10 protein-coding genes and 3 tRNA genes are annotated in these 10726 nt (G+C 48.8%); 8 read left to right on the forward strand and 5 right to left on the reverse strand.

Translation table 11 applies throughout. The features are described 5' to 3' along the window. Positions 1–500 (reverse strand): FAD-dependent oxidoreductase (locus ACTHS3_RS05820; RefSeq protein WP_440367371.1); only part of this gene is annotated, 500 nt, incomplete at its 3' end. Positions 501–625: 125 nt separating this feature from the next. Between ACTHS3_RS05820 and ACTHS3_RS05825 the strand changes: the two genes are divergently transcribed. Further along, positions 626–1216, forward strand: a complete 591-nt coding sequence (locus tag ACTHS3_RS05825; protein WP_070588085.1) for a tyrosine-protein phosphatase — start codon at positions 626–628, stop codon at positions 1214–1216. A 73-nt stretch (positions 1217–1289) separates the two neighbouring features. On the opposite strand, the gene cysE is transcribed toward ACTHS3_RS05825, so the two are convergent. After that, positions 1290–2108, reverse strand: coding sequence for a serine O-acetyltransferase (gene cysE, locus ACTHS3_RS05830; protein WP_004520667.1), 819 nt, complete (start codon positions 2106–2108; stop codon positions 1290–1292). 150 nt (positions 2109–2258) lie between these two features. Here cysE and grpE point away from each other — a divergent pair, with 150 nt between their 5' ends. The 3 genes from grpE to ACTHS3_RS05845 all read left to right on the forward strand — a co-directional run bounded on the left by grpE (position 2259) and on the right by ACTHS3_RS05845 (position 5539). After that, positions 2259–2819 (forward strand): nucleotide exchange factor GrpE, encoded by a 561-nt coding sequence (gene grpE, locus ACTHS3_RS05835; RefSeq protein WP_049336248.1) that lies wholly within the window; start codon positions 2259–2261, stop codon positions 2817–2819. A gap of 304 nt (positions 2820–3123) precedes the next feature. Beyond that, entirely contained in the window at positions 3124–5052 is a 1929-nt protein-coding gene (gene dnaK, locus ACTHS3_RS05840) for a molecular chaperone DnaK (protein WP_049336246.1), read from the forward strand. A gap of 268 nt (positions 5053–5320) precedes the next feature. Next, positions 5321–5539 carry a hypothetical protein gene (locus ACTHS3_RS05845; RefSeq protein WP_049336244.1) on the forward strand — a complete coding sequence of 73 codons (219 nt, stop codon included), beginning with the start codon at positions 5321–5323 and terminating at the stop codon, positions 5537–5539. Between the two features lie 73 nt (positions 5540–5612). On the opposite strand, the gene ACTHS3_RS05850 is transcribed toward ACTHS3_RS05845, so the two are convergent. Then, the gene (locus ACTHS3_RS05850) at positions 5613–6953 is read right to left on the reverse strand and encodes a DUF2868 domain-containing protein (protein WP_049336242.1); all 1341 of its coding nucleotides are present in this window, start codon (positions 6951–6953) and stop codon (positions 5613–5615) included. Positions 6954–7115: 162 nt separating this feature from the next. Beyond that, positions 7116–7200 (reverse strand) — tRNA-Leu (locus ACTHS3_RS05855). Positions 7201–7361: 161 nt separating this feature from the next. On the opposite strand from ACTHS3_RS05855, the gene ACTHS3_RS05860 reads away from it, so the two are divergent. From ACTHS3_RS05860 to ACTHS3_RS05875, 4 genes are all read left to right on the forward strand, one after another. Then, positions 7362–8027, forward strand: a complete 666-nt coding sequence (locus ACTHS3_RS05860) for a hypothetical protein (protein ID WP_440367374.1) — start codon at positions 7362–7364, stop codon at positions 8025–8027. After that, a complete protein-coding gene (gene ribA, locus ACTHS3_RS05865) occupies positions 8020–8613 on the forward strand; it encodes a GTP cyclohydrolase II (protein ID WP_440367376.1) in 594 nt (197 codons plus the stop codon). Before ACTHS3_RS05860 ends, ribA begins: the two co-directional genes overlap by 8 nt. 125 nt (positions 8614–8738) lie before the next feature. After that, positions 8739–8814 (forward strand) — tRNA-Val (locus tag ACTHS3_RS05870). Between the two features lie 32 nt (positions 8815–8846). After that, positions 8847–8923, forward strand: a tRNA-Asp gene (locus ACTHS3_RS05875). Positions 8924–9113: 190 nt separating this feature from the next. Here ACTHS3_RS05875 and ACTHS3_RS05880 read toward each other — a convergent pair. After that, positions 9114–10726, reverse strand: a 1613-nt coding sequence (locus ACTHS3_RS05880; RefSeq protein ID WP_440367377.1) for a DNA topoisomerase IV subunit B, incomplete at its 5' end; no start/stop codon positions are given.

Consider the following 10726-nt stretch of genomic DNA (forward strand, 5'->3'; position numbering starts at 1 on the left):
CCGCTGCCTGCCTGCGCCGCTTTGCCTGCCTCCAAAACCGTAACGCGTACGCCGTGCTCCGCCAGTTTGCGCGCGGTCGCTGCGCCGGCAATGCCTGCGCCGATGATCAGGACGTGTTCGGGTGCAGTTTGATGTTCAGGCCGTCTGAACCAAGGTTTTAGGGGAGTTGGGGCGGATTGGGGTATGGCTTCGGTTTGCCATTCGATATGATGGAAATGTTCGTGTAAGCGGTCGGCGCGGTGTGGCGGAACCAGCCAGAGATGCACATCAGGCAAGAGGTTTTCTAAAACGTTGACGCTGTTGAACTGAAGGCATTTCATGGTTTGAGCGAGACGGTTGTTCAGACGGCCTTCAAGCTCGGAGGGATGATTTGACAGCGGAAAATTGGGAATATGGTTTTCAGGCAGGCAGACAATCAAATAAAGCGGCGCGGTATGTTGTTCGATGGCGCGGCAAAGGGTAGCAAGGGTGGGTGTGGTGTTCCAAGCAAGGCAGGTCATGATGAAAGGCCGTCTGAAAAAAGAGGCTTTATTGTAACGCGGTTTGCGCGGATAGAATATCCGAACGGGTTTTGATAGAATCGTATGATATTTTGATTTTCAATTGATTTTCATACAGGAATTTTATGCGCCGTCTTTTATTGTGCCTTCTCGCTTCCGGCTTGCCCATCGCTTGCTCGTCCGCGCCGCCGGATAACGGCAACAAAGCCGTTCAGTCCGAACGCTGGGCAACCCCCGTCAAACACGATGCCAACCTTTATCGCATCGACGACAAGCTTTACCGCAGCGAGCAGCCTGTTGTCGAAGATGGCGAAGCCATTGTCAAGCTGGGCATTCAAAGCGTGATCAACCTGCGCTTTTTCGACCGCAACGATGACGATCATTTGAAGGCGTATGGTTTGACCTTGCTAAACCGTCCGTTGCTGTCATGGAGCATTAAGCCGAAAGAGATTGCGGAAATCCTATACCTGATTGAAAAACAACAGCAAAACGGCGCAGTGCTTATCCACTGTTATCACGGCGCGGACCGTACCGGTTTGATTGCCGGAATGTACCGCATCATTTATCAAGGCTGGCCGGTGGAAGAGGCAAAAGCCGAAATGCAACACGGGCCTTACGGTTATCACAGCATTTGGAAAAACATTGCCAATTTGTTTACCAAAGAGAAAGTCAAGCAGGTTAAAACGCATTTGGAAGTCTTGCGCAAACGCGATTAACACCAAGATTTAAATCATAAAAGGCCGTCTGAAAGAACAAATCTTTCAGACGGCCTTTTAAATGGCAGATTGCTTAAATCACAAAATCCGTTGTTGATAATTGAATGCTTTGATCCATATCGGCAGACGGAGTTTTGGAAGAGCGGCCGACCGGTTTGGCCGGTACGCCGACAACGGTAATCGAAGACGGCACGTCGGCAACCACCACGCTGCCTGCGCCGATTTTGGCATTTTCGCCGATGCGGATGTTGCCCAGAATCGAAGCGTTCGCACCAATCATCACGCCATTGCCGATTTTTGGGTGGCGGTCGCCGCTTTCTTTGCCCGAACCGCCCAGCGTTACGCCGTGGAGGATGGAAATATTGTTGCCCAAGACGGCGGTTTCGCCGGCCACAAAACCGGTGGCATGGTCGAGCATTAAACCGTGACCGAAACGGGCGGCCGGGTGAATGTCGACACCGAAGACTTCCGACATGCGGTTTTGCAGGAAATACGCCAGCGTTTTACGGCCGTTTTGATAGAGCCAGTGGTTGATGCGGTGTGCCTGTACGGCGTGGAAGCCTTTGAAATACAACAGCGGCAGCGAATATTCGTCACAAGCCGGATCGCGCTCGTAAATGGCTTTCAAGTCGGCCTCGACACATTTGCTGATACGGGTGTCCACGCTCAAAGCCTGCTGATAAATTTCAAACAGCGCGCGCACATCCATAATCGGGCTGCCGAGCTTGCTGGAAAGATGGTAGGCAAGTACCGAATCGAGCGAATCGTGGCGCAACACGGTTTGATGCAGGAAGCTTGCCAGCATCGGTTCGGCCGCGGCGGCAGCTTCGGTTTCTTCGCGGATGGTGTGCCACAGATTAAAATCGGTTGAATTCAAATGGTCTTTTTTCATATTCGAGGCCGTCTGAAGAATAAAATCAGATGGCTATCTTACCGTTTTCCAACGTCTTTTAACAAGGCATTTGATAATCGACGTTCAAATGCTTGAAGTTTTTTCAGACGGCCTTATATATGAAACATCGAATATCAACACGCTAAAAGGATGTCAGAAATGACGGAGCATAACGAACAACATCAACACGAAGCAGAAGAAGCGGCAGCCGTAGAAACTGCCGAAACCGTTGAAACCGAACAAGCAGAACCGACTTACGAAGAGCTTCAGGCGCGTGTCACCGAGTTGGAAGGCCAACTCAAAGACAGCGAGTTGCGCGGTTTGGCAAACGAGCAAAACCTGCGCCGCCGCCATCAGCAAGAAATTGCCGATACCCATAAATTCGCCGGACAAAAATTTGCGGCCGAAATGCTGCCTGTCAAAGACTATCTTGAAATGGCGCTGCTCGACCAAAGCGGTAATTTCGATGCCCTGAAAATGGGCGTGCAAATGACTTTGAACGAGCTGCAAAAAGCATTTGATGCCACACACATTAAAGAAATCAACCCACAGCCGGGTGACAAACTCGATCCGCACCAACATCAAGCGATGCAGGCAGTCGTCAGCGAGCAAGAGCCGAATACCATCGTCAGCGTGATGAAAAAAGGCTACACACTATCTGACCGTGTGCTGCGTCCTGCGATGGTTGTCGTGGCGAAAAAAGAAGATTGAAGGCACCGCTTGATAAAGTTTATCAAGCATAAAATCTTCAGACGGCCTTATCTGGTTTTAAAGCCTGATGTTCCGCTATTGGAAAATCATTCCGATAAACCGGAATCGGAAAATTAAAGCCGGCCATCTGAAAAAAGAATAAACGGCTTGTGGATAAATAAATCAAATACTTGAATTTAATTTAAAAAAAAATTCAAATTAAGCCTTGAAAAAAAATGAAGCAACCTTATTTACAAGCCATCGGAACGAAATGTTCCACAGGATTATTAATTTAGAAAAGTTTATTTATTAGGAGCAACATAATATGGCAAAAGTAATCGGTATTGACTTAGGTACAACCAACTCTTGTTTGGCCATTTCTGAAAACGGTCAAACCAAAGTCATCGAAAATGCAGAAGGTGCACGCACCACTCCTTCCGTTATCGCTTATTTGGACGGCGGCGAAGTCCTCGTCGGCGCACCGGCAAAACGCCAAGCCGTAACCAACGCTAAAAACACCATCTACGCTGTAAAACGTTTGATCGGTCATAAATTTGAAGACAAAGAAGTCCAACGCGACATCGAATCCATGCCTTTCGAAATCATCAAAGCCAACAACGGTGACGCATGGGTGAAAGCGCAAGGCAAAGAGTTGTCTCCGCCGCAAGTTTCCGCAGAGGTCCTGCGCAAAATGAAAGAAGCCGCTGAAGCTTACTTGGGTGAGAAAGTCACCGAAGCCGTGATTACCGTTCCTGCCTACTTCAACGACAGTCAACGTCAAGCGACTAAAGACGCAGGTCGCATCGCAGGTTTGGACGTAAAACGCATCATCAACGAGCCGACCGCTGCCGCTTTGGCATTCGGTATGGACAAAGGCGACAACAAAGACCGCAAAGTAGCCGTATATGACTTGGGTGGCGGTACTTTCGATATCTCCATCATCGAAATCGCCAACCTCGACGGCGACAAACAATTTGAAGTATTGGCTACCAACGGCGATACTTTCTTGGGCGGTGAAGACTTCGACCAACGCTTGATCGACTACATCATTGACGAGTTCAAAAAAGAACAAGGCATTGATTTGAAACAAGACGTAATGGCTCTGCAACGTCTGAAAGAAGCTGCTGAGAAAGCTAAAATCGAATTGTCCAGCGGTCAGCAAACTGAAATCAACCTGCCATACATCACTATGGACGCAACCGGTCCGAAACACTTGGCCATGAAAATTACCCGCGCCAAATTCGAAAGCCTGGTTGAAGACTTGATCCAACGTTCTATCGAGCCTTGTAAAGTTGCATTGAAAGATGCCGGCTTGAGCACCAGCGACATCGACGACGTGATTTTGGTCGGCGGTCAAAGCCGTATGCCGAAAGTACAAGAAGCCGTTAAAGCCTTCTTCGGTAAAGAGCCTCGTAAAGACGTGAACCCTGACGAAGCTGTTGCCGTAGGTGCAGCGATTCAAGGCGAAGTATTGAGCGGCGGCCGTAGCGACGTATTGCTGCTGGACGTAACTCCTCTGTCTTTGGGTATCGAAACCATGGGCGGTGTGATGACCAAGCTGATTCAAAAGAACACTACTATTCCGACTAAAGCGTCTCAAGTGTTCTCTACTGCCGAAGACAACCAAAGCGCAGTAACCATCCACGTACTGCAAGGCGAACGCGAACGCGCTTCTGCCAACAAATCTTTGGGTCAGTTCAACTTGACCGACATCGCACCTGCACCACGCGGTATGCCACAAATTGAAGTTACTTTCGACATCGACGCCAACGGTATCTTGCACGTTTCTGCCAAAGACAAAGGTACTGGCAAAGCAGCCAACATTACCATCCAAGGTTCTTCAGGTTTGAGCGAAGAGGAAATCGAACGCATGGTAAAAGATGCCGAGGCCAACGCTGAAGAAGATAAAAAACTGACTGAATTGGTCGCTTCCCGCAACCAAGCCGAAGCTCTGATTCACTCTGTGAAAAAATCTCTGGCTGACTACGGCGACAAACTCGACGCTGCCGAGAAAGAAAAAATCGAAGCTGCGTTGAAAGAAGCTGAAGAAGCAGTTAAAGGCGACGACAAAGCCGCTATCGATGCCAAAGCCGAGGCTTTGGGCGCAGCCAGCCAAAAATTGGGCGAAATGGTTTACGCTCAAGCGCAAGCCGAAGCACAAGCAGGCGAGGGCGCACAAGCCGAGTCTTCAGTTAAGAAAGACGACGACGTTGTAGATGCCGACTTTGAAGAAGTAAAAGACGACAAAAAATAATTGATGCCATCTGAAAAAAAGCGCGAATCGAAAGGTTCGCGCTTTTTGTCGTTTGGGAAATGTGTAAAGACGTTTTGTCAAAATTGACGGTAAACTTTCAAAACCTTGCTACATCATTGTGTCGCCATACTTCTATTGCCAAATTTTGAACAGATTTCGCCGAATGCTGACAGCAGCTGACAGTCAAAGCCATTAATATTTGTCCATCGCTTGAGTGCGAATAAATTCTTATTTTTACCTCAAATCAACTCCTTGAAAGAAGATAAATATGAAAAAACTGATTCAAATGACCTCTTTGATGGTTGCGGCTGCCGGCTTGGTATTTGCTCCTGTCGCTTCTGCACACGGCAAACACGAAATGCATCCGAAACAAGAGCGTATGCACGAAAAAGCCAAACTGCAAAAAATGAAAAAACCTGCACCTAAAGCCAAACACCACGCAGCCAAGCCCAAACATCATCAAGAGCATCGCCACGAACATCATTAAGATGAACCCTCAACAATAAATAAGGCCGTCTGAAACCCAAACATCAGTTTTCAGACGGCCTTCGGTTTATCTGTCAAATAGCGCTTTGCCGTTTTTCTTGTGCCAAACGGGTCGGCTCCAGCCAGGCAATGTTTCTCTCTGCCAGCGCATCGCGCCAATAATCCAGTTTGGTATCCAAATCTTCAGAGAAACTGTCTTGATTCAAAAGCTGAATGATAACGCCGCCGTCCGTAGCTTCGGCCAAGCGGCTGATTTGACGCAAAATGCCGCGGTCGGGAACAGTTTGCGTGCGTACGCCGATGAGAAGTTGCGCCGGAGTTTGTTTCAATTCGGCTTCTAATTGTTCCAAATCTTTTCTGCCGGCGGCCACGCCTTTGTCTATCCATTCTTGCGCCAAAACGCCGGAAAACCAAAGCGGATCAGGCCATTCCGTTTCCAGTGTAACAGCCCATTTGGGCGCATTATTCAGCGTAATTTTAGATGAAACGGGAACGATGTTTTCCTGAAAATCATCGGCGTCGACAATTTTCGTTTGCCATGTGCGGAGGATGTTTTGATAGTAGGGCTGATTCAAATCCAAACGTTCGCGAAGGGTTTTTAAAGTAATCTTGCAAGCCAGCCAAGCAAGCAAGCGCGGCAGAATGCCATAGCAGATAATGCTGCCGATGAGTAAACCCGCCCAAGCGCGTGCATCTTCGATATGATTGTTCAGACGGCCTGCAATTACTGCCTGACTGTCGGGAACAGGAAAGCCCAAACGTTCCGGCAGCCATGACAAAGCCTCAACCGTTTTCACCAATGCCGTATTACTTAAAAGCGTACTTTCCCAGTTGAACGTATATTGACGCACCAAAAGCAGCAGCAAAACAGAAACCAACATTCCCGACAGCGTGCATAGCCACAGACCGTGTGAAGTTGCACCAATCAGCCAACGCGTTTGCGGTTTGCGCCATTCATCCACATAAAGCCGCAAAATTGCCTGATTGACAGGATCTTTGCCTCGGAACCAAGTTGCCGGACTGCTGATAAAGTGCACATTTTTCAAATGCAGGAATAAAGTCGCCAGCCACACCAGCAGCATGACTGTATTCATGCCCAAAATCCCGGCCAATACCAGAAAAAAGTTCAGCCCCTGATTGTCCATCAAAAGATAAGTACTGGAAAAACCGACCGTAAACAACAACGTCGCCGCAACAATCCAAAGCCAAAACGAGCCTGTCTCCACCTGTTGCAACACATATTTCAAATGCTGGTCGCGGTCAATAATTTGGGCACGGTGTATCAGTTTTTCCTCGTTGCCGCCATCAATATGTCGCAACGCTTCCGTCGCCTGAACGGGATCTCCCGGAAAAATATAGGCACGTTCTTCAAGGATACGGACCAATTCGACAAGTTTTTGCGATGGATTCAACATAAATGATAGGCCGTCTGAAAGATAAGTGGAAACGTCTGTTATACCCCCAAATAAACCCCTTTTTTGCAAAGGTCAAAAAATTAAAAGCAGTTTTGATTTTGAATAGGGTATATAGTGGAATAGATGTAAAAAAAGCAGCCCGAAAGCTGCTCATTTTGAGTGTGGTGCGGACGGAGAGACTCGAACTCTCACACCTCGCGGCGCCAGAACCTAAATCTGGTGCGTCTACCAATTTCGCCACGTCCGCACTAATTTGAACAGTGGATTATACACAAGATTAATGGGGGTGCAAAGTCTTGTTTGCTTGAATTTTTCGGCTTATCCCTTATATAATGGTTTATTCCGGCCGTCTGAAAGCAGGGTTTGTTTTCAGACGGCCTCAACTTTACTATTGGTGAGGAAGGGCAGATGCCTGCTTTATTGATTAAAGATTTTTTGCAGACGCAAGGTTTGAAGTTGCCTGCGGATGAGATACATGTTGCTTATTTTACTGCCCAGGCTGTGATTAAAATGGGAAATGCTTCTGTTGAGCGTTCGATTTTGTGGCCGTCTGAAGACGGTTGGCAGTTGGCGGATTATGTTGATGCCGAACATGAATTGTTGCTGAAACAGATTTTTATGGCTTTGGATTCGGTTGCCGAGCGCACCGAGCATTTGAAAAGCGCAGCGGTTTATACAGCATTTCCGAAAGATGGCGCGTTGTCGCTGATCCGTCTGAGCCGTTGGGGCGTGCCGTTGGAAAATGTGATTCCAATCGACGAGCAGTCCGGACAGGCTTTTTTGGCTGTGCGTACGGCGCAAAGCGGTTGGATGAATGTTTGTCAGAATGTGGCGTATTGGCAGGAAATTGGTGAATTGTCGGACGAACGCAATCATCCCGGTTTGAGTCAGATTTCAGTTCCTGTCTGTATGCCCAGCGGTGCGGTTTTGGGTGTGGTACATGCCGAGTTTGATGTCAAAGACGGCGCGCCCGATGAAGTATTGGTGGCTTGGATTGCCCTTGCCTTGGCGCTGTTGGATTCTTTGAAAAATCTGTTGGGCGTGGCTGAAAAAGAGGAAGCGGAAAATGAGTAACGCCTTGAAGTTTGTTGCGTCATGCCGTTTGCCTACGGAATGGGGCGAGTTTACCATGCACGGCTTTGAAGAAGAGGGCGGTCAGGAACATGTTGCATTGACAATGGGCGATGTTTCAGACGGCCTGCCTGTGTTGTCGCGTATTCATTCCGAGTGCTTGACCGGCGATGCTTTATTTTCGGTGAAATGTGATTGCGGCCCTCAGCTTCAAGCAGCAATGCAGACCGTTCAGAAAGAAGGGCGTGGCGTTATCGTATATTTGCGCCAAGAAGGCAGGGGCATTGGTTTGATAAACAAAATCCGTGCTTATCGTCTGCAAGATCAGGGCTTGGATACGGTTGAGGCCAATGTAGCGCTCGGCCTTCCTGTTGATGCACGCGACTTCACTTTGGCCAAGCAGATTTATGATTATCTGCATATTCGTGAAGTCAAGTTGTTGACCAATAATCCTGAAAAAATCCAAACATTGAAAGATTCCGGCATTAATGTGGTCGAACGGATTGCATTACATGTCGGCGAAAATGTGGAAAATGAACGTTATCTGCATACTAAAGCGGATAAATTGGGACATTTGATTTTTGATTGATAGAACGGTATAACGGTAATTTTTGCGGTTAAATAAAATATTCTATATTCTTTCAATGGGATATATTTTTATTTAAATAAAAACCTTGCGCGTAGCCTGATTTTTTGATTTAATGTCGGCTTATCGGGTGATTAGCTCAGTTGGTAGAGCGTCTGCCTTACAAGCAGAATGTCGGCGGTTCGACTCCGTCATCACCCACCAAGTTTCCTTTCATTGTCTTTGACAGTGGATGCGCGGTGGTAGCTCAGTTGGTTAGAGTATCGGCCTGTCACGCCGGGGGTCGCGGGTTCGAGCCCCGTCCGCCGCGCCATTATTTAAAAAGCACTGATTATATCAGTGCTTTTTTATTTGTTTTAAAGACACAATTAAGCTGCGAAAATAGAAACAGGTAAGTAATAGGATATTGAAATACTGTTTGATCTTAATTTCTGATGATTTTAAAAAAGGCCGTCTGAAATTTTTAAAGTTTCAGACGGCCTTTAGTCTATTGAAACAATGGATTAGATATCCAATTCTGCGGTATCGCCTTCTTTTTCCATCCATGCGCGGCGGGCGGCGGCTTCGCCTTTACCCATCAGTTTGACGAAGATGTCGCGTGTTTCGTCATCTGCGCCTTCTGGGATTTGTACCTGCAATAGACGGCGGGTGTCGGGGTGCATGGTGGTGTCTTTGAGCTGATCGGGGTTCATCTCGCCCAAGCCTTTGAAACGGCTGATGGAATAGGCGGTTTCTTTAACGCCTTCTTTTTGCAGCCGCTCCAAAATGCTATCGAGTTCGTTTTGGTCGAGGGCGTAGAATTTGCGGGCGGGTTTGCTTTTGCCTTGTGCGTTGACATCGACGCGGAACAGCGGCGGCTGGGCGACGTAGATGTGTCCGTCAGCGACCAGTTTCGGGAAGTGGCGGTAGAACAGGGTCAACAGCAAAACTTGAATATGCGAACCGTCTACGTCGGCATCGGACAGGATGGCGATTTTGCCGTAGCGCAGGCCGCTTAAGTCGGGATTGTCGTTGATGCCGTGCGGATCAACGCCGATGGCAACGGAAATATCATGGATTTCAGCGTTACCGAAGAGTTGGTCGGGGTGGACTTCGAAGCTGTTGAGCACCTTACCGCGCAGGGGCAAGATGGCCTGCGTGGCTTTGTCGCGGGCAAGTTTGGCTGAGCCGCCGGCGGAATCGCCTTCGACAAGGAAGAGTTCGTTTTCGCGGATGTCTTCACTTTCGCAGTCGGTCAGTTTGCCGGGTAAGACAGCGACGCCGCTGCCTTTTTTCTTTTCGATTTTTTTAACCGAACGCATCCGCGCCTGTGCCTGACGGATGGCGAGTTCGGCGATTTTTTTGCCGAAGTCCACGTTTTGGTTCAGCCACAATTCCAAAGGATCGCCCGATACGGTGGCAACGAGTTTCAGCGCGTCGCGGTTGGTTAGCTTGTCTTTGGTCTGACCTTGGAACTGAGGGTCGAGGACGCGGGCAGAGAGGACGAAGGCGGTTTTGCTGAACACGTCGTCGCTTTGCACTTTCACGCCGCGCGGCAAGAGGTTGTGCAGATTGATGAAGTTGTTGACGGCGTTAAACACGGCTTGTTTCAAGCCTGCTTCGTGCGTACCGCCCAGAGGGGTGGGGATGAGGTTGACGTAGCTTTCGTTGGCACACGAGCCTTCTTCCAGCCAAGTCAGGGCAAACGCGGCGCCTTCTCCGATACTGAAATCGCCGTTGTGGCCGTCTGAAATGTAGTTTTCACAAGAGAAGATAGGCACGGCTTCTTGCGCGTCGGCAATGAGGTCGGTCAGATAGCTTTTCAAGCCGTCTGGATAGTGCCAAGTTTGGGTGTATGTTTCGTTTTCGCCTTTAACCGGACGGGTCAGGGAAACGCGTACGCCCGGCAACAAGACGGCTTTGGCGCGCAATAGGCGCTCGAGTTCGGGAATGCTGTAATTCGGGCTTTCAAAATATTTGCCGTCCGGCCAGACGCGCACTTCGGTGCCGCTGTCTTTGACGGCGCATTTGCCCACTTCAGTCAATGACTCAATGACGTTGCCACCGGAAAAGACGATGCGGTGGACTTTGCCTTCGCGTTTGACCGTTACTTCAAGGCGGGTGGAAAGGGCGTTGG

This window comes from Neisseria sp. P0009.S007 (assembly GCF_051962515.1).

Excerpts from the sequence above, each read along its gene's own strand:
- ACTHS3_RS05860 (WP_440367374.1), top strand. The coding sequence starts at position 7,362 with ATGCCTGCTTTATTGATTAAAGATTTTTTGCAGACGCAAGGTTTGAAG.
- grpE (WP_049336248.1), top strand. The coding sequence starts at position 2,259 with ATGTCAGAAATGACGGAGCATAACGAACAACATCAACACGAAGCAGAA.
- ribA (WP_440367376.1), top strand. The coding sequence starts at position 8,020 with ATGAGTAACGCCTTGAAGTTTGTTGCGTCATGCCGTTTGCCTACGGAA.
- ACTHS3_RS05845 (WP_049336244.1), top strand. The coding sequence starts at position 5,321 with ATGAAAAAACTGATTCAAATGACCTCTTTGATGGTTGCGGCTGCCGGC.
- ACTHS3_RS05825 (WP_070588085.1), top strand. The coding sequence starts at position 626 with ATGCGCCGTCTTTTATTGTGCCTTCTCGCTTCCGGCTTGCCCATCGCT.
- cysE (WP_004520667.1), bottom strand. The coding sequence starts at position 2,108 with ATGAAAAAAGACCATTTGAATTCAACCGATTTTAATCTGTGGCACACC.
- dnaK (WP_049336246.1), top strand. The coding sequence starts at position 3,124 with ATGGCAAAAGTAATCGGTATTGACTTAGGTACAACCAACTCTTGTTTG.
- ACTHS3_RS05850 (WP_049336242.1), bottom strand. The coding sequence starts at position 6,953 with ATGTTGAATCCATCGCAAAAACTTGTCGAATTGGTCCGTATCCTTGAA.